Genomic DNA, 19,731 nt, shown 5'->3' with positions numbered 1-19,731 from the left:
CAAATTTATAAAGGTACAGTTATGGAAAATCATATAGAAACCAATTTCAGAGAGATACAGAAGATATTAGATAGTTGCGTATCGCATGGCTATAAAACTAAAGTAGATGCACTATTTTTAAAGTGTGAATATCTGACACAGGCTCAGCTAAAGGATTATTTGCGGCAGGAAATTTTCCGTGTTACCGAAAATATAGTAGCCATTCAGCAAAAATACCGTGTCGTGCGTGATATTGTACAGGATATGGATGTTCCCGATTTTTTGTGGGAAAGCGGTTATTTTGAGGACTTAAACTCTAATGAGAGGAAAAAGTACATCGCTTTCCGCTGTTCTGATTTTGATATGGACGCATATTTGCATGAACCGTCTTGCTATGATGAACGACTTCCCTATTTTTCCATCATTGTTAGCCTTGTGGTACTTTCCAAGTATTTGTACTTTCTGCAAGAACAGGAAAGCAAATACTATACAGATTCTATTGCCCCCCAAGAACAAGTCTTGCCAAAAGAAAAAGATGAAAGTGTAGAAACCACTCCAGCCAAAATTGTGGGTAAAAGCAATCCTTTCAAATCCACTTTGAAAGCCAATGAAATCAAACTTCTGACTGAATGTGTGAACGAAGCGAATATGTTTACTACTACTGTCAGCACCAAAATACTTACCGATTTTTTCAACTGTAAGTTGGACGGTGTATTGAAAGTTAATAATACCCGTCTGTTGGCTTACCTAATGATGCAACTCAGCTGTTATAACTACATCGTTTATGAGTGGCAGTCAGTTATAGCAAACAACAAGTTGATATTGAAGAAGATAAAAGGAGAACCGCTTACACGTACTGACTTGTCGAGTGCGACAGACCAGGCGAAGAACATCTATCCGAAAGGATATGAAATCATAGACAAATACATCAAACAACTGCAAAAAGGTTGAGCATAGATTGAACGCTCAAACAAAGGTCAATTAGACTTCATTTTCAACCTCTTAACTTTGCCCCCGTTAACACAAAAGACGAGGGTGCGCACCTTCATATTGTTTCACCTAAATTCCCAAACGATATGGAAAAAGACTTGGAGTTAAGAGTTTCCGAACTCGAAAAGATGTTGTTCCTTTCAAAGAACGTGCTTAGCTTCGATGAAGCGAGCAGGTTCTTGAACCTTTCTAAAAGTTACCTGTACAAGCTGACTTCGGGTAACTTGATACCCCATTACAAGCCACAGGGCAAAATGCTTTATTTTGAAAAAGCTGAACTGGAAGCATGGTTGCGTCAGAACCCGGTGAAGACGCAGGCGCAGATAGAGCAGGAAGCGCAGAAGTATATCCTTAACCGTCCTCTAAAGAAATAATGGCTATGGAAAACAAGAAGAAAGAGGAAATCGGACAAGGCACAGCCATGACGAAAGAAGATTTTGCAGCCCTTTGGAAAACCATTCGTCTAAAGGTGACGGACACTTATGAAGTACCGCCCGAAATTCTTTGGGTGAACGGTTCTACTATCGGCACATTGGGCAATTTCAGCGCATCCACAGGCAAAGCCAAGAGCAAAAAGACATTCAACATTTCCGCCATTGTTGCGGCTGCATTGAAGAATGACGAGGTTCTAAAGTATTCGGCATATCTGCCACCGAATAAGCGCAAAATTCTCTATGTTGATACCGAGCAGAGCAAGTACCATTGCCATAAGGTCATGGAACGCATTTTGCGCCTTGCCGGACTGCCGACCGATAAGGATGTGGATGATTTTGTTTTCATTGTGTTAAGGGAGCAGACCCCCGACAAACGTAAGCAGATAATTGGCTATATGTTGGAGAATATGCCCGATGTGGGGTTGCTCATCATTGACGGAATCCGTGATTTGATGTACGACATCAACAGTCCGAGCGAATCGACCGACCTAATCAACCTTTTGATGCGCTGGTCAAGTGGGTATAACCTGCATATCCACACCGTACTGCATTTGAACAAGGGGGATGATAACACAAGAGGACATATTGGTACAGAGCTGAACAACAAAGCTGAAACCGTCCTGCAAATCACGAAAAGCACGCAGGACGGCAATATAAGCGAAGTAAAGGCGATGCATATACGTGACCGTGAGTTTGACCCGTTCGCATTTCGCATCAATGACAACGCTTTGCCCGAAGTCATGGACGGTTATGTATTCCAGCAACCCAAGCAAGACAGGAACTTTCCGCTTACAGAGCTGACGGAACAGCAGCACCGGGAAGCATTGGAGAACGGTTTCGGCAAGCAGGTTGTACAAGGCTATTCCAATGTGATAGCGGCATTGAAACAAGGTTACGCAAGTATAGGTTACGAGCGTGGACGCAATGTCCTTGTGTCGCTTAACAAGTTCCTTGTGAACAAGCGCATGATTGTGAAAGAGGGTAAGGGCTATCGCTACAATCCCGATTTTCATTATTAAAAGTCAGTTTGGTTTAGTCCGGGTGTATATATAAGCGGAACGGACTGTCTGTTTCCCGGTATCGACAGCAGGCAGGTTTAGTATGGTACGGGTATATATATGACGGACTAAACAGGACTGGCGCACTTTTCAACTATTTTTTAATCCCCAAAAAGAAAATATTATGAACATCGAAGATGTGAAACAAATATCCATCGCAGATTATCTGCATAGTTTAGGTTATTCGCCCGTCAAGCGGCAGGGTAACGGTTTATGGTACAAATCACCGTTAAGAGAGGAACACGAAGCGTCCTTTAAGGTGAATACAGACCGCAATCTTTGGTATGATTTTGGCGCAGGAAAAGGCGACAACATCATCGCCCTGGCAAAGGAACTTTATTTTTCCGACAGTCTTCCCTACCTTTTAAAGAGGATAGAAGAGCAGACACCAAACGTTCATCCGGTCAGTTTTTCTTTTCCCCAGCATAGGACAGAGCCGAGTTTCCAACATTTGGAAGTCCGTGACTTGACCCATCCGGCATTGCTCCGTTACTTGCAGGGGCGAGGTATCAATATCGAACTGGCAAAAAGAGAATGTAAGGAACTCCATTTTACCAATAACGGCAGACCGTTCTTTGCTATCGGTTTCCCGAATATGGCAGGAGGTTACGAGGTTCGCAATTCCTTTTTCAAAGGGTGTATCGCCCCGAAAGACATTACCCATATACGGCAGCAGGGAGAGCCGAGAGAGAAATGTTTGGTATTTGAGGGCTTTATGGATTATCTTTCTTTCCTCACGCTCCGGATGAAGAACTGTCCGACCATGCCCGACCTTGACAGGCAGGACTATGTTATTCTTAACTCGACTGTCAACGTGCCAAAAGCCATTGACGTGCTATACCCGTATGAACGTATCCACTGTATGCTTGACAATGACGAGACGGGATATAAGGCGACACGGGCTATCGAATTGGAATACTCCTACCGTGTGCGTGACTTCTCGCACAATTACAGGGGGTATTCGGACTTGAACGATTACCTGTGCGGCAGGAAGCAGGAACAGAAAAACGCAGCCAGCCAAGTACAGGAAATAAAGCAGAAAACCGAACAACGTGCCGCCCCAAGACAAAAGAAGGGCAGGGGCATTTAATCCGGCAGGATTGCCAGCGGCTGGCGGTTTCATAGGGAGAGCAAGGTTATGTTTCGGTAGACCGAAACCACCTTGCTTTGCTCACCGCAAAGGAAACCGCTCCCGTTGGTCGCAATTTCTAAGACATCATTTAAAAGTAAAAAGGCATGAAAAAGATACAGGACAAGCCGGGCGGTCGTCCGGCAAAGAAACGGACGGAAAAGCAGAAAAAGGTAGTCAGCACGAAGCTGACCGAGTTGCAGTATTACGCCATCAGGAAGCGAGCCGGGAAAGCCGGGGTGCGCATCAGTGAATATGTCCGGCAAGCAGTTATTTCGGCAGAGGTCGTACCCCGGCTGAATAGGCAGGATGCAGATGCTATCCGCAAGCTGGTAGGGGAAGCCAACAACATCAACCAGCTGGCGCATAGGGCAAATGCCGGAGGTTTTGCATTGGTGGCGGTGGAATTGGTGAAACTCAAAGATAGGATTGTTGAAATCATAAACCATTTGTCGGATGATTGGAAAAATAAAAAAAGGAAGCGGTTTTAAGGGTTGTGTGAACTATGTGCTTGGTAAGGAGCAGGCGGTTTTGCTTCATGCGGATGGGGTTCTGACCGAGAGCCGGAGCGATATAATCCGCAGTTTCTGTATGCAGACCGGGATGAATCCCGACTTGACAAAGCCGGTTGGACATATTGCACTAAGCTATTCGGCAGTGGACGCACCCAAATTGACAGACGAGAAGATGGTACAGCTTGCACAGGAGTATATGCGTGAAATGAAAATCACCGATACGCAGTACATCATCGTGCGCCATCAAGACCGGGAGCATCCACACGTGCATATCGTGTTCAACCGTATAGACAACAACGGCAAGACTATTTCGGACAGGAACGATATGTACCGTAACGAACAGGTATGCAAGAAGCTGAAAGCCAAACATGGGCTTTATTTCGCCAAGGGGAAAGAGCAGGTGAAACAGCACCGATTGAAAGAGCCGGACAAGTCGAAATACGAGATTTACACGGCTGTGAAAAATGAAATCGGCAAATCCCGCAACTGGCAGCAGTTGCAGCACAGGTTAGCGGAAAAGGGTATCACTATCCAGTTCAAACGAAAGGGACAGACCGATGAAATACAGGGCATATCCTTTTCCAAAGGAGAATACACGTTCAAAGGCTCGGAGATAGACCGCAGTTTCAGTTTTTCCAAACTGGATAGATATTTCGGAGATACAGGTTTGAATGTTGCCGAAAGTCAACGGCAAACAGCTTTCGTACCCATTCGGGAACAAATACCCACACGGAGTAACGCAGAAAGTCCGTTTATAAGCGGTTCACTCGGTCTGTTTTTTGCATCACCGTCCCCGGTGGATGAAGAGCCGAACTTGAATTTGAGAAAGAAGAAGAAAAAGAAAAAACGACTTAAATTGTAAAGACATGGAAGACAACTTGATTTTAGAGGGGCTTCTCTCTATGGTAACAGAACTGAAAGAGAAGCTGGAAGCGCAGGTAACGCCAGCCAGCCGGGAGGAAACTCTCGAACGGTTTGGAGCGATTGAACAGGCATTGTCGAGGCTGCATAGTAATCCGGCTGTTCCTGTGGAGAAGTTGCAGACTATCCAAAGTCAACTTGACGATGTACGGAACAGGATGCAAGGTCAGCAGCAGCATATCGAGGACACCAAGAGAATATCATTGGAAATCTATCGTAATTTTAAAATAATGGTTGATACCTTGAATTCCTACAAGACCGATAAAGAGGAAGTTGCCTCCTTGCCGTTCTATCAACGGATTTACAACAAGGTTACTTCTTGGATTCGTCCGGGATTGTTTATTTTTTCGGCAGTGCTGGTTCTCTGTTCCGCTTCCATATGGTTAAATATCCGTTTGGCTACACGGATGCAGCAGTTACAGGACAATGATATGAAATACCGTTATTTGCTGATGCAGGGTTGGGCAAACGGAGAAGTTCTTGATATGCTGGAAACCAAATTCAATTGGCAAAGGGATAACGATTTCATCCAAATTTTGACCGATTCTGTGATAGATTTTGAATATCGCAGCAAGAAACAGGCGGAAGCATTGGAGCGTGCAAGGTTACTTAATGAACAAGCCGAACAGTTGAGAAAGGAAGCTGATAAGTTGGGTAAGCCATAAGTGAAGCAAAGCCGGAGTTGTGAACTATGTTCACCGCCCCGGCTTTTCAAATTCATTTCTTCTTCGTGCAGTGCTTTGTTTCAAACTTTCGCAATGTGGTTACGCTGAATCTTTTCTTAATGAATTTTTGGACATCGGATGCTTTGTAATACACTTCACTCCCGACAAATGCGTTCTCTAATTTTTCCCCATGCAGGTGTATTCGATAAGCAGCTATCTTGTATCGTATAATACATCTCCCGAAAGCGTGACATTGGTATAGTAAAACTTAATATATTCTCATGGATATAGCGACGCACGGAGGGGTCAAACAGTCCAATAAATGTACGTTTCCCATTTTTGCTGTTTTCCAATGCTGCTTCTGAAAAAATAGAAGAACATCCCGAACCAAATTTTGCAGTAATTGCATCATCCGAATTGTTATCGTAAAATGTCCATGAAGCAAGTCCTGAAAGCATATCAGGGGTAGCCAAAAAGAAAATCCCCACTACATTATTAAAGTTTTCAAGTTCAGTAATGGGTGAAATATTCAAATACTGCCTTGTCGTCATCTGCACATTTGCCTTTTCTACGAAATCAAGAACCAATTCTGAAGATTTCTTATATTTTTCTTTGCTTGAAACAAACATAGGCATCTTTTCATTCATGGTCGAAAAACCAGTATAGAATTTACCACCCATACACCCGATTCTATCGGCACTCAAAGAGATTGGTTCACCACCAATCAACTTTTCAAACTCCTTAAAAAAACAACCGTTGATTTTTTTCAAATCATCATTAATCTGTTTATCAGAATACCAAAAAGCAAAGGGTAATTGTACCTTTTCTCCGAAAGCCTTTTGGATATTTTCTATAAAAACACTTACTTCCATTTGGTTACTCATTACATTATTTCTATATTTGTCATGACAAATATAGTTATTTATTTGATATGACAAATATATTTTTCAGCTTTTAACAAACTAAATAATATGGATATAGATAAAATGGTAAATCATAAAATAGCCAAACTTTCGGGTATAATCAAACGTCAAATATATCAAATTATATCAGAAGAGGGGCTGGACATAACGCCGGAACAGTGGGTTCTTTTAGTCAATTTATGGGAAAACGATGGTCAGACTATTGGTGATTTAGTCACACAATCGCAAAAAGACTTTGCCAATGTTACGAGAATAGTTGAAAAATTATCTAAAAACGGATATATCATCAAGCGGAAAAATCATAAAGATGGACGGAGTGTTCTTTTATACTGCACCGATAAGGTAAAAACAATTATACCGCATATAAATAAATGTCAAATGCTATCTCTAAACATCTCATTAAAAGGTATATCACAAGAAGAACAAGATACATTTCTTCATATCTTGGACAAGATTGAAAAGAACTGCATCAATTATCTGAACTCAACCAAGTAAAATTATCGTGTCAATTGACGGAATATTTGATTGATTAATCAATTAAAATTTGAGGAAAATTGTAATTAGACTTGTTGTGCAGTATGTAGTTTAGTTTATCCTTTTGTCTATACATCCAAAACGGACTAAACTTATTCTTGTTGAGAGCAAATTATATGTGGCTGGCGAAAAGAAAAATAGTTTTCTTCTTTTCGCCAGCATTACTTTTATGATAGGTTAGTAATTTGAGGAAGCAATGAACTCCTTTATTTCTTCCTCGCTTGGAAGTTCTATCATGTACTTCTGTACGAAGATATTCGGGTCTAATCCGGCAGTGGCATACTTAACCAATGTATCTCCCTTTTCTGTGCAAAGCAGAATTCCGATAGGCGGATTATCATCCGGCTGCATCACTTCCGCCTTGAAATAGTTTAGATACATATTGAGTTGTGAAGCATACTCATGGCGGAACTTGTCTATCTTCAATTCCACAATAACGTGGCACTTCAAGATGCGGTGATAGAACACAAGGTCGGCAAAGAAATAATCTTCGTCTATCAAAATACGTTTTTGTCGGGCTTCAAAGCAGAATCCATGCCCCATTTCCAGCAGGAAGTGTTGTAGGTTGTCAAGAATGGATTGCTCTAAGTCGTTTTCTGTTACTAAGGCTCGTTCATTCAATCCTAAGAACTCTAAAGTAACAGGGGTGTTGATAACATCTTTAGGTTGTAATAGGGTTGCTTGTTGCTGGACTAAAGCGGAGAGGGCTTCTTTGTTTTTGGAGAGTCCGCTACGTTCATAATACAAAGATGATATTTGCCGTTCCAGTTCTCTTGCAGACCAACAGCCACGTATTGCTTCCATTTCATAGAAAGCACGCTTTGTCGGATTTTCGATTTTGGATATGAACTTTAAGTGAGAATAAGGTAATTTATTGAACAACCTTTCAGCAGGAATACTCCACTTATTATATTGTATTTCTGACGTTTATAATTCGGCACACACTGAGTGCCGAATTGGTTCCGTGAATTCGGCGGACAGCGTGTGCCGAATTTCATTTCCTGCCATGATGTAGTGTAATACTTGTTCTTTCAGTTGTGGATAAACAATGTATAACCGCCTAAATTCACGGAATCTACGTTCATTCAGACCTTTTGTTTTCAGCCGTTGTTCCAGCTTTTTCAACAGTTGTTCACCGTATGCGGCACGGTCTTCTCCGTTCTGCTCAAATTCCACGATATAGCAACCCATAAGCCAGTTACGGGAAGTAAGGGCGAAGTTTACAGCGTGTGCGGCTTGTGCCTGCAACGTGTTCTGTATCGTACTGATATGTTTTACTAATGCTTCAAAGTCCATAGTTGCAAAGATAAGTTTTTCGTGGTTAAAACTTTAGTTCGGGTAGGCTGTTTATTGCTTCCTCTTTCAATTTATCCACGGCACGGGTGTATTTCTCGGTATGCTTCAATCCGCTGTGTCCTAAAAGACTGGCTACGGTCTTGATATTTGCCCCATTGTTCAGAATGTTCACGGCAAACGAATGTCTTGCACAATGCCAGCTTATGTGCTTGTCTATTCCGGCTCTCTTTACCCAACGCTTGACCGATTTGCAGCAGCTTTCGTATGTAGGCAAATCGAATATCAAACAGTTTTTATCTGCTGGAGCTTCACCAATGATAGACAATAGACCGTCATTTAAAGGAATAACCACACCACTGCTGGCAGAATGTCCCTTTGTTTTACTTTGTTCAAACTTCAATAACCGATTTGCGTAATCCACATTCCTATAGGTAAGTTCTTTTACATCACAGAAGCGCAGACCGCAATACAGGCAAAAGATAAACGCTCGTCTGATTGTGGGGTTTTCGTTGTCATAATGACAAGCCATCAGCTTTTGTATTTCTTCGGGTGAAAGCACATCTTTCCGAAGCATCTGGCTATCTACTTTGCAGGTGACATCTTTGCAAGGGTCTTTCAGCATTACATCATGCTCTATCGCATAGCGAATAACTTTCTTGAAACGCTGGTAAATGCTTTTAGCACCTTCGCCAACGCTTCGGGATTGCAGATAAGCTACAAACTGTTCCATCATTTCTTTGGTGATGAGTTCCGGTTTAATGCTACATTCATTCATGGGGTACTTCTCTTTCAAGAAGTCTTTGAAACGGCTAAGCGCAATTTGCACCATGCGAATATCTTTCTTGGTATAGCTGTTGATATAGGCTTGAAAGTAGTCCAAGAAATTAACAGCCCTGTCTTTCTTTAAGCGGTAACCCAACATGCTTTCTTTAAACTCTTGTTCACGCTCTGCACGTATGCGCATGGCGAGTTCCAAAGTTTCCTTGTTCTGTTGCCGTTCCGCAGGAGTACGGGGCTTGTCTATCAGATACAGGCTAAGGTTTTCTTTTCGCCTGTTATGCTTTACTGCAAACTTGGGTTTGCCTTGCATTTTCCCACTATCGTAATACACCTGATTACCGTTTTCATCCAATACGGGCTTTTCCTCTCTACCTAAATAATACTCTAAGTAAAGGCTTATTCTACCGTCCGAGAGCATATTTTGCTCCAACTTGGGGTTCTCTTTCGTTTTATTTTCTAACTTTGCCATTGTTTAGAGGTTTTATCCCGATTTAGGTACCGTAACCGGGTAATTACACTAAATAGTTGATTTTCTTTTGTTTTCCGATATTGCAAAGGTACAAAAGAAAATGATATTTCAAAGTGTACTAAAAGTGTACTGAATAACAGAAAACGGGCAAAATAGGGCAAAAATGGAGAAAATAGGAAATATGCAAATAACTGATAATAAGGGAGATAAATTCTTTTGTTTTCTTATGATTTCTATGGCTTGTACCGGGTCTGGGTACATGAACAGAAGCTAAGTGTTGAATAGTCAATTACTTAGCTTTTCCTTTTATCTGAATTTTCCCCACACGTGCAAAAAATATAGTAGTCCCCCCTTCTATTCCAAGAATATTTGATTAATTAATAAGTCGTATCGATTTTAACGGGACGCTAATGACATTTAGAGATAAACAAACTCTCCCCCAAAAGGCCAAATTCGGGAATAATAAGCTCATTTTCATCGCATGAAAAACAATATCCGTATTTACTATTGGCAATGGGATATTATAAAATAAAAAAGCCATTTGAATCTCACGCAAATCATATTTTCGTTTTCTTGTTTGTTGTTTTAAGACTTTTTTAATAATTTGCCACCATGTTTCTTCTAAAACTCTAAAATATGGCTTGTTTTATTTCAAGAGCAATATTTTTTGTCGTCTTTATTTTGGGTGCGGTGGAATGTTGGGCCGGCACGAATAACTCCGAGTATGGAAAGAGAAAAGCTGTAGTTCACGGTAGAGTGATAAATCAAAGTCACGAGAGCCCTAAAGTGCTTACTGTGATTTCTTGTAATCCTCTTGATGAGAATGATAGATTTGCTGTACGTCTCGACTCTACAGGCCTTTTTCATGTAGAGTTTGAGATGTTTTGGGCGCATAGTTTCACCATAAGTTATCATGGAAAGTTCATTAATGCATTTGTGGAACCGGAGGATTCCCTTTTTCTTGAGATAGATGCTGAGAAGTTCAGGTATGAGGGGGTTAAGTCTGTTCGCTTTGTGGGAAAAAATGCAACTCGTAGTACTGAGTTTAATAGATTGTTTGATGATTTGGTGGGTGTGATTAATTATAAGCCTCTTGCAGAGAATTTGAATGCATCTTTAGATAGCTTTATGGCTCTATTCCAGAAAGAAATCAACCTTTTAAACGATACTATTAAGAGTTATTCTGCTGTTCATGAAATTTCTCCCTGGGTACAAGAGCTAATGAAAGATATGGCGTTATTCACTCTATCCAATTATGCTATAGGCTATTCAGGACAATCCAATGAAGACGAGCTGGGATTCTTTACTCAAGACATTTTTGATATTTATGATGCTGATAATTTTCGGAATATGATGTTTGTGTATCATCTTGATACCTATTACAACAAATGGATCGCAAAGGATGTGAAGTTCAAAGATTGTATTAAAAGAAATGATGTGAAATCTGCGGAGCAATATGCTTTGGGAAAGATATTAACGATGCCCAAATCCTTGGCTCGCGATATAATGCTTTACCGGCTTTATGACAAGTCTCTTTCTACACGGTTTGAATTGAAAGAGGAACTATTTCTATGTGCCAATGTATATGACAAGTTATTCGCAAAGAGCTCAAAGGTGGTGTCTATAAATCTAACGGGCTTGTCATGCTCCAAAGATGTTTTATATATGACTGCTGAGGACTCTATCGAACAAGTTTCAGATTTTGATTTAGAATATTTATTGAAAGAACAATATAAGGGGAAAGTTGTATATGTAGATGTGTGGGCAACTTGGTGTGGCCCATGTCGGGCAGAGATGGCTTCTGCGAGAGAACTCCACAGACTGTTTGCAAAAGAAGATGTTGTATTTGTGAATCTTTGTCTGTCATCCAAAGCTGATGCTTGGGTTAGCATCCTGCAAGAAGAACAATTGACAGGAGAAAATTACTTCTTTGATGAAGACTTCTCTGCTGAAGTTGCTGCCAAGTTACTTTCCGGTGGATTCCCTACCTATATCCTCATAGATAAGAATGGGACGGTTCGGGATAAAAATGCCCCTCGTCCTTCCGGATTATCTGCTATTAGCACTGCCATAGATGCTCTTTTAACTGAACAATATCCCTAGACGATTGCTTAACTCAGGTATACCTGCCACCAGTAATTTGAAATATAGATTCGAATCCGTATGGTTTTAGATTTTTATGATGTAATACAATGAAAAGATTAGTGCTGACCATATTAGCAGTTATATTCATCATTCTGGCCTTTGCCCGTTACAAAATCATCAAGAGTAATGATGAACAGGGAAAGCCATTTCTTTTGATTATTCCAGATGTCCATGGACGGTCTTTTTGGAAAAAGGCCGTTGAAAGCTATCCTGATATTCCTGTCATATTCCTTGGAGATTATCTTGATCCTTATAATAATGAAATTGAGAATATCTCGAACGAAGAAGCTTTTGCAAATTTTAGGGAGATACTTGAATACAAACGAAAACGCCCCTCTTCCGTTACTCTTTTATTGGGAAACCATGATATACATTATATTGATAATGACTATGCGTTCAGCAGAAAAGATACCCTGAATGAAAAAGAGATACATAATGTTTTCATGGAGAGCTTATCTTTGTTTAAGTTGGTTGCAAATGTCGAAATATCAGATAGGCAAATCTTGTTTTCACATGCCGGAGTGTTAGTTGGTTGGGTAAGGAAACATTATCCATCGTTGCTCGAAACAGACATCCTTTCGTTATGCGACTCAATCAACAATAACTTGAAAGATGAGAAACTATTTGTTAAATATATTAGTGATGCCCTTATGGATGTTACCTCCGTACGAGGAGGTGATGCGGAATATGGCTCTTTGGTATGGGCGGACGACACAGAGCACATTCATTCTAAGGAACACCTTCCCGGTATTTACCAGATATTTGGACATTCTCAATTAGAAAATGCTCCGAAAATCTGCGAACACCATGCAAATCTTGACTGTCGCAGAGCATTCCTCCTGACAGATAAAGCAAATATCATAGAATGCAGAGTAAACAAATAAGCTTGGATAAGGAGAATGAAAGCGAAAGCCTTTCGTTTTTTTTGAATAGCTAAAGACCCCTCACCGCATTCTTTTTTAATATAATTGAAGTATTTATTCTGCTTCTCGCAGTACGATAAAGTGCCGTTTGAAATACAATCATTGAAAGATGTATTTGTATTATGGCATATATTTATAATCTGCAATCCTCGGTCCTGATATTTATTTTCTTCATTGTCTTCAAACTTTCCATCGCAATACTTAGCTCCTTTTATTGCAATAAGTAATTGTTTTTATAGTAGAAATTTATTCGTCTGCCATTCGTGTTCCATTCGTCTTTCGTTTCTGTTTTATTCGTCTGCCGTTAGAGAGACGAATAAAACAGAGACGAAAGACGAATAGTTTTTTAAATAGAAATGATTGTTGCTATAAGTTTTAGCATAAGGGAATATGTCCTTACTACGGTAGCATTATATTTCTGATTAGTCTAAATGTTCAATAAAGTGCTCTTTGCGATTTTGGCGGATGATATTGATATTTTTTTGACAAGAAAAGCTTGTTTATCAATAAATTTCTATAATTTTGCTTTTGAAAGGTCTTAAATAGATTTGTTTTTTTATTTAACATCCGTTGGCTGATAATAACCGATAGTTTTAATCTCAAATCTGATATTGAATATACATTTATTTTTGTGTGAAGCATGAATAAATTTTCTCTTTACGACTTTTTGTCAATACTTTTGCCGGGAGTCATATTTTTAGTTGCTATCCGTGTTGCGCAACCTTTTTGGCGTTTTAATACAGGACTCTACTTTCCACAGGGATGGGAGTTTTCGTTGGTTTATTCGCTTGTCATTGGCGCGTCTTTGTATGTGTTGGGCTTTTCTGTTAAAAAGAACTATTCCGTTTTTTTCCGTCGTTTGGGTTTATACGAGCACGTTACGATATTGTATCATCGGTTCGAGACATTACATCCTTTTATGAATGGAGCACTGAATAAGTATGCCGAAGAGTGGAATGGCACCAAACCTTATTGTACGGTAGAACAATATGATGCGATGGATGCCTCCGCACAAAAGGAGATAGAGGATGCCCAGGATATTTTCTATGATCACATGTATTATCGTTTGGACTGCAAAGGGAAATTAGAGGGTGCTAAAGCTTTCCAGTCATATTACCTTTGTTTTTTACACTCTTTTCTCGGACTGCTTATTTTTGGTGTGTATCTGCTAATCTGCATTTTGTTGTCCTATTTTATGGATGTTTTGTTGGCAGATACATGGCAAGTAGCTTTTCTATTTTTGATGAATTTGTGTGTGATGTATCTTTTTATGCGTCTTGCGCGCTGGTTCAGACAGCGTATGGTGTTGAAAATGTATTGGGCGTTTTACGAATCGTTGATAGAATAATCTTTTTATTATCATATGGAATCAATCAAGAACTCACAGAAATCAACCGGTAAAACTTTGCAGAAGGATCCGCCATATTTCGGGCTATATCTTAATATGGCATTGCTTAATGTGCGGAAAGTAGAGAATCATATTCGTAAATGGTTAGGAGATGTAGCTTTGCTTCCCGAGAAATCAGGCTTTCATTCACTTTTGACAACTGATAACTTGTCTTCTGCAAAGTGGACGCGCTTCTATTATAAAAGCCGGAAATTCCTTCCTTTTCTTGAAATGTTCGACAGTGACAAGAAGAGTTATGAAAATCGTCGAGAAACAGCAGAATGTCTTGATACTATAGACCGACAGAAAATATCTTCCCTGTTAAAAGAGGTCTATGGGAAACTCCAAGATATTCGTAATGCGTTCTCTCATTATCATATCGACGATCAATCAGTGAAGCATACAGCACTCATCATCTCAAGTGAGATGCATCGTTTTATTGAAAATGCTTACTCTTTTGCTTTGCAGAAGACCCGCGCTCGTTTTACCGGAGTTTTTGTAGAAACAGATTTCTTGCAAGCTGAAGAGAAGGGTGACAATAAAAAGTTTTTTGCCATCGGTGGTAATGAAGGAATAAAACTGAAAGACAACGCTTTGATTTTCCTTATATGTCTTTTTCTTGATAGAGAGGAGGCTTTCAAGTTTCTCAGCCGTGCGACCGGATTTAAAAGTACCAAAGAGAAGGGTTTTCTTGCTGTCCGAGAGACGTTTTGCGCTCTCTGTTGCCGCCAACCGCACGAACGCCTGCTTAGTGTCAATCCCAGAGAAGCGTTGCTGATGGATATGCTGAATGAACTGAATCGCTGCCCCGATATCCTTTTCGAGATGTTGGACGAGAAGGACCAAAAGTCTTTTTTGCCGTTGTTGGGAGAAGAAGAACAAGCACATATCTTGGAAAACAGCCTAAACGATGAGCTATGTGAAGCGATCGATGATCCTTTCGAGATGATTGCTTCCTTGAGTAAAAGGGTGCGCTACAAAAATCGCTTTCCTTATCTGATGCTCAGGTATATTGAAGAAAAGAATCTACTGCCGTTCATTCGTTTTCGTATCGACCTTGGATGTTTGGAATTGGCTTCATATCCCAAAAAGATGGGAGAGGAGAATAACTATGAACGTAGCGTCACGGATCACGCTATGGCATTCGGTCGTTTGACCGATTTCCATAATGAAGATGCGGTTTTACAGCAGATAACCAAAGGTATAACTGACGAAGTGCGCTTTTCTCTGTATGCACCACGATACGCAATTTATAACAATAAGATAGGATTTGTCCGGACAAGTGGTAGTGATAAAATTTCTTTTCCGACGCTCAAGAAGAAGGGAGGAGAGGGGCATTGTGTGGCATATACTCTGCAAAATACGAAATCTTTTGGGTTTATTAGTATATATGATTTGCGGAAAATCTTGCTGCTTTCTTTTTTAGATAAGGATAAGGCTAAAAACATTGTTTCTGGACTTTTGGAACAATGTGAAAAACATTGGAAAGATCTAAGTGAGAATCTGTTCGATGCAATTCGAACAGAACTACAAAAGGAATTTCCTGTTCCTTTGATAAGATACACCCTGCCTCGAAGTAAAGGTGGAAAACTTGTTAGTTCGAAATTAGCGGATAAGCAGGAAAAGTATGAAAGTGAGTTCGAAAGACGTAAAGAAAAACTCACTGAAATACTCTCGGAGAAAGACTTTGATTTATCTCAAATTCCTCGCCGGATGATTGATGAATGGTTGAATGTTTTGCCTACTTCAAGAGAAAAGAAACTAAAAGGTTATGTGGAAACATTGAAGCTGGACTGTCGGGAGCGTTTGCGGGTTTTCGAAAAACGGGAGAAAGGTGAACATCCTCTGCCACCTCGCATTGGCGAAATGGCTACCGATTTAGCGAAAGATATTATCCGCATGGTTATCGACCAAGGGGTGAAGCAACGCATAACGTCTGCTTATTATTCGGAGATACAGCGTTGTCTGGCACAATATGCGGGCGACGATAATCGACGTCATTTGGATAGTATAATTCGAGAGTTGAGGCTTAAAGACACGAAAAATGGTCATCCTTTTCTTGGGAAAGTGCTTAGACCTGGCTTGGGGCATACGGAGAAGTTGTATCAGCGATACTTCGAAGAGAAAAAAGAGTGGTTGGAAGCTACTTTTTATCCGGCAGCAAGCCCGAAAAGAGTGCCGCGCTTTGTCAATCCCCCAACTGGAAAACAAAAAGAACTGCCTTTAATTATTCGTAATTTGATGAAAGAACGGCCGGAGTGGAGAGATTGGAAACAGAGGAAAAACAGCCATCCGATAGATCTCCCTTCACAGCTTTTCGAGAATGAAATTTGTCGATTGTTGAAAGATAAAATTGGGAAGGAACCTTCCGGAAAACTGAAATGGAACGAAATGTTCAAGTTGTATTGGGATAAAGAATTTCCCAATGGCATGCAGAGATTTTATCGTTGTAAAAGAAGAGTTGAAGTATTCGATAAGGTCGTAGAATATGAATACAGTGAAGAGGGAGGAAACTATAAAAAGTATTATGAGGCATTGATAGATGAAGTTGTGAGGCAGAAAATCTCTTCTTCTAAGGAAAAGAGCAAACTCCAAGTAGAAGATTTGACTCTTTCTGTGCGACGTGTGTTTAAGCGTGCAATCAACGAAAAGGAGTATCAGCTTCGATTGCTTTGTGAGGACGACCGCTTGCTGTTTATGGCTGTAAGAGACTTGTATGATTGGAAGGAAGCGCAGCTTGACTTAGATAAAATAGACAATATGCTGGGGGAACCGGTTTCTGTCAGTCAAGTTATTCAATTGGAAGGCGGACAGCCTGATGCAGTGATTAAAGCAGAGTGTAAGCTCAAAGACGTATCTAAGTTGATGCGTTATTGTTACGATGGGCGGGTAAAGGGATTGATGCCTTATTTTGCTAACCATGAAGCAACACAAGAGCAAGTGGAGATGGAATTGCGTCATTACGAAGATCATCGCAGGCGTGTATTTAATTGGGTCTTTGCTTTGGAAAAATCCGTATTGAAGAATGAAAAGTTGAGAAGGTTCTATGAAGAATCTCAGGGAGGATGTGAGCATCGCAGATGCATAGATGCGTTGAGAAAGGCATCACTCGTTTCGGAAGAAGAATATGAGTTTCTTGTCCATATTCGTAATAAGTCTGCTCATAATCAATTCCCTGACTTGGAAATTGGGAAGCTGCCCCCGAACGTTACATCTGGTTTTTGCGAATGTATATGGAGTAAATATAAAGCAATAATTTGTCGAATCATTCCTTTTATAGATCCCGAAAGAAGATTTTTTGGGAAACTTTTGGAGCAGAAATAATTAACCAGTAATAGGTTAGGAAAGTTTTGTTGTGGATGCCACTAGTTTGAGTGGTATAGACAACACAGTGGTGATCGCTACGAAGGCTCATACAGTTGTGGATGCCACTAGTTTGAGTGGTATAGACAACGATATTTGCGTAGGATATGCAATGACGGGAGTTGTGGATGCCACTAGTTTGAGTGGTATAGACAACTACCGTAAGATTTAGCCCTTTCAACCGCTTGTTGTGGATGCCACTAGTTTGAGTGGTATAGACAACTAGGGTTCTTATTATGGAAATTCACAATAAGTTGTGGATGCCACTAGTTTGAGTGGTATAGACAACTTGAAAGAGGAGTAGGAAGCTCCCCAAACTGTTGTGGATGCCACTAGTTTGAGTGGTATAGACAACCACAACAAGCTCTTTGCCATCCGTCTCAAGTTGTGGATGCCACTAGTTTGAGTGGTATAGACAACGGGCTATTCCATGCTTCGCATCCACCGAGTGTTGTGGATGCCACTAGTTTGAGTGGTATAGACAACAGTACTTCGGTAGTTATCTCCGGGCAAACCGTTGTGGATGCCACTAGTTTGAGTGGTATAGACAACTAGATCTCACCGTTCGCGACATCACCGCCCGTTGTGGATGCCACTAGTTTGAGTGGTATAGACAACCATTAAAGAGTTTGCTGTCGGGTCTGATGGTTGTGGATGCCACTAGTTTGAGTGGTATAGACAACACGCTGATCCATAGACTGAACATAAACAAGGTTGTGGATGCCACTAGTTTGAGTGGTATAGACAACGGGTGAAGTGTACTCGTTTCATCTTATTTTGTTGTGGATGCCACTAGTTTGAGTGGTATAGACAACAAGAATAGCATTTTTAATATTTTCTCCAAAGTTGTGGATGCCACTAGTTTGAGTGGTATAGACAACCATTCTTCAAGTGTTCGAGGGTAAGCAGGTGTTGTGGATGCCACTAGTTTGAGTGGTATAGACAACGCCTCTACGATAGCCACGTCCTTGATTGCCGTTGTGGATGCCACTAGTTTGAGTGGTATAGACAACTTGAAGAACTTGTCTACAACCTCATGGCGCGTTGTGGATGCCACTAGTTTGAGTGGTATAGACAACGAAAACAGCGAACTACAATACTACAATACGTTGTGGATGCCACTAGTTTGAGTGGTATAGACAACTCAATCCTTTCGCTTCCCTGATAATATGTAGTTGTGGATGCCACTAGTTTGAGTGGTATAGACAACATCCGCGCGGAGAGACATCTGCGGGTTCTCATTGTGGATGCCACTAGTTTGAATGGTATAGACTGCTATCGCTGACGAGTGTATAGATAACGGATTCAAAATCACCTGTGTACTTGCCGCTGTTGTAGATGCCATTGGTTTGAGTGATACAGGCAATGTATATAGAGCCTTCCAATGAGTTTCGGGTAGCTAAAAAATCGGGGAAAGGAAGATTTGTAGGCGAATAAAAGAACTCACTGACTGCATAAAGTATTCATTACAGTCAGTGAATCTTAATTTTGAGAGAAGTAGAAAGATGTAGGAGAATAGAACTACTTACTCTATTTTTTGTTTATAGAATGATAACCATATCCGCCTAAACACCGCACGAAGAAAAGAGAAACACTGCCATTAATAGTCGCTGCAAACTTTATTCAGGTCGACGGTGAAACCATCGTTCAATGGCATGAATTTGCCTTTTCGTTTCAGAAATTCTATCAATTCGTCGATATTCATGTTTTCGGCGGAGCAGGTGTAAAAATGCCGGGAGATGCCGAACTTCTTGATAATGGCTTCTTTCAGGCTGGCTTCCGAATAACTGTTTCCCTCCATCATGCGGAGAACTTCATGAGCGTGTAGTTGTTCCATAACGATTTATTAATTTGAATGATGTTATGTCCGCAAAGATATTGCAGGTTTTCGTTATAAACGGTAACAAATGTTACATTCTTCGCCCGGATAATGAGATAATAGAAAGCGGTTTAGAAGATTTACGTAAATTTTGTTCAAAACAACGCAAAATATTAAAAGAAATGCCGTCGATGTATGCAGCATATTATTGAAAATACTATATTTATTCCAACGAGAGTATGAGTTAGGTAATGATTTGTGATGAGTGAATGAGAAGTAGTATATATACTACAATACTTCGGTAAATTTTTACCGAAAAATTAAAAGTCAAACAATAGAACCGGCAAAAGTCGGTTCGAAAACACTAAAGAGGTCATTGAAATGTTGTCAAAACGAATGGT

The 19,731-nt window shown here is 40.4% G+C and carries 15 protein-coding genes, 1 pseudogene and 1 CRISPR repeat array; of the genes and pseudogenes, 12 read left to right on the top strand and 4 right to left on the bottom strand.

What is annotated here, in order from left to right; translation table 11 throughout:
* The first annotated feature begins 21 nt into the window (after positions 1-21).
* The 7 genes from GGR07_RS01350 to GGR07_RS01320 all read left to right on the top strand — a co-directional run bounded on the left by GGR07_RS01350 (position 22) and on the right by GGR07_RS01320 (position 5,691).
* Entirely contained in the window at positions 22-930 is a 909-nt protein-coding gene (locus GGR07_RS01350; RefSeq protein WP_034542265.1) for a hypothetical protein, read from the top strand.
* A 125-nt stretch (positions 931-1,055) separates the two neighbouring features.
* Entirely contained in the window at positions 1,056-1,343 is a 288-nt protein-coding gene (locus tag GGR07_RS01345) for a helix-turn-helix domain-containing protein (RefSeq protein ID WP_005633171.1), read from the top strand.
* 5 nt (positions 1,344-1,348) lie between these two features.
* Complete coding sequence (locus tag GGR07_RS01340; protein ID WP_016660811.1) at positions 1,349-2,422, top strand: AAA family ATPase; 1,074 nt, start codon at positions 1,349-1,351, stop codon at positions 2,420-2,422.
* Positions 2,423-2,585: 163 nt separating this feature from the next.
* Positions 2,586-3,551 (top strand): toprim domain-containing protein, encoded by a 966-nt coding sequence (locus tag GGR07_RS01335; RefSeq protein ID WP_034542267.1) that lies wholly within the window; start codon positions 2,586-2,588, stop codon positions 3,549-3,551.
* 146 nt (positions 3,552-3,697) lie between these two features.
* On the top strand, positions 3,698-4,081 hold the full coding sequence (locus tag GGR07_RS01330) for a MobC family plasmid mobilization relaxosome protein (protein ID WP_034542268.1): 384 nt from the start codon (positions 3,698-3,700) through the stop codon (positions 4,079-4,081).
* Positions 4,047-4,967: a relaxase/mobilization nuclease domain-containing protein gene (locus GGR07_RS01325; protein ID WP_034542270.1), complete on the top strand. Its 921-nt coding sequence runs from the start codon at positions 4,047-4,049 to the stop codon at positions 4,965-4,967. The genes GGR07_RS01330 and GGR07_RS01325 overlap by 35 nt, the downstream gene beginning before the upstream one ends.
* A gap of 4 nt (positions 4,968-4,971) precedes the next feature.
* Positions 4,972-5,691: a hypothetical protein gene (locus tag GGR07_RS01320; protein ID WP_122056390.1), complete on the top strand. Its 720-nt coding sequence runs from the start codon at positions 4,972-4,974 to the stop codon at positions 5,689-5,691.
* Between the two features lie 155 nt (positions 5,692-5,846).
* Here the strand turns inward: GGR07_RS01320 and GGR07_RS01310 are convergent, their stop codons facing one another.
* Entirely contained in the window at positions 5,847-6,563 is a 717-nt protein-coding gene (locus GGR07_RS01310) for a DUF169 domain-containing protein (RefSeq protein WP_034542334.1), read from the bottom strand.
* A 99-nt stretch (positions 6,564-6,662) separates the two neighbouring features.
* Between GGR07_RS01310 and GGR07_RS01305 the strand changes: the two genes are divergently transcribed.
* Positions 6,663-7,109 (top strand): MarR family winged helix-turn-helix transcriptional regulator, encoded by a 447-nt coding sequence (locus GGR07_RS01305; protein WP_034542272.1) that lies wholly within the window; start codon positions 6,663-6,665, stop codon positions 7,107-7,109.
* Between the two features lie 216 nt (positions 7,110-7,325).
* Here GGR07_RS01305 and GGR07_RS01300 read toward each other — a convergent pair.
* Together GGR07_RS01300 and GGR07_RS01295 are read right to left on the bottom strand one after the other, a co-directional pair.
* Positions 7,326-8,444 (bottom strand): annotated as a pseudogene (locus GGR07_RS01300) (PDDEXK nuclease domain-containing protein).
* Between the two features lie 25 nt (positions 8,445-8,469).
* Positions 8,470-9,693, bottom strand: a complete 1,224-nt coding sequence (locus GGR07_RS01295) for a site-specific integrase (protein WP_122056389.1) — start codon at positions 9,691-9,693, stop codon at positions 8,470-8,472.
* Between the two features lie 636 nt (positions 9,694-10,329).
* Between GGR07_RS01295 and GGR07_RS01290 the strand changes: the two genes are divergently transcribed.
* From GGR07_RS01290 to cas13b, 4 genes are all read left to right on the top strand, one after another.
* Positions 10,330-11,796, top strand: a complete 1,467-nt coding sequence (locus GGR07_RS01290; protein ID WP_021646845.1) for a TlpA family protein disulfide reductase — start codon at positions 10,330-10,332, stop codon at positions 11,794-11,796.
* 89 nt (positions 11,797-11,885) lie between these two features.
* Positions 11,886-12,722, top strand: coding sequence for a metallophosphoesterase (locus GGR07_RS01285; protein WP_034542277.1), 837 nt, complete (start codon positions 11,886-11,888; stop codon positions 12,720-12,722).
* A gap of 679 nt (positions 12,723-13,401) precedes the next feature.
* A complete protein-coding gene (csx27, locus tag GGR07_RS13840) occupies positions 13,402-14,109 on the top strand; it encodes a type VI-B CRISPR accessory protein Csx27 (protein ID WP_034542279.1) in 708 nt (235 codons plus the stop codon).
* Positions 14,110-14,124: 15 nt separating this feature from the next.
* Positions 14,125-17,472, top strand: coding sequence for a type VI-B CRISPR-associated RNA-guided ribonuclease Cas13b (cas13b, locus tag GGR07_RS01275; RefSeq protein ID WP_034542281.1), 3,348 nt, complete (start codon positions 14,125-14,127; stop codon positions 17,470-17,472).
* A gap of 28 nt (positions 17,473-17,500) precedes the next feature.
* A CRISPR array of direct repeats spans positions 17,501-18,878; the repeat unit is 36 nt; unit sequence GTTGTGGATGCCACTAGTTTGAGTGGTATAGACAAC.
* 233 nt (positions 18,879-19,111) lie between these two features.
* Here the strand turns inward: cas13b and GGR07_RS01270 are convergent.
* Positions 19,112-19,348, bottom strand: a complete 237-nt coding sequence (locus GGR07_RS01270) for a YecH family metal-binding protein (RefSeq protein WP_021646849.1) — start codon at positions 19,346-19,348, stop codon at positions 19,112-19,114.
* Between the last annotated feature and the right edge of the window lie 383 nt (positions 19,349-19,731).

The organism is Bacteroides pyogenes (assembly GCF_014196225.1).
GTDB lineage: Bacteria > Bacteroidota > Bacteroidia > Bacteroidales > Bacteroidaceae > Bacteroides > Bacteroides pyogenes_A.
The sequence above is the reverse complement of the archived record's forward strand: the minus strand, read 5'-3'. Positions and strand labels throughout refer to the sequence as shown.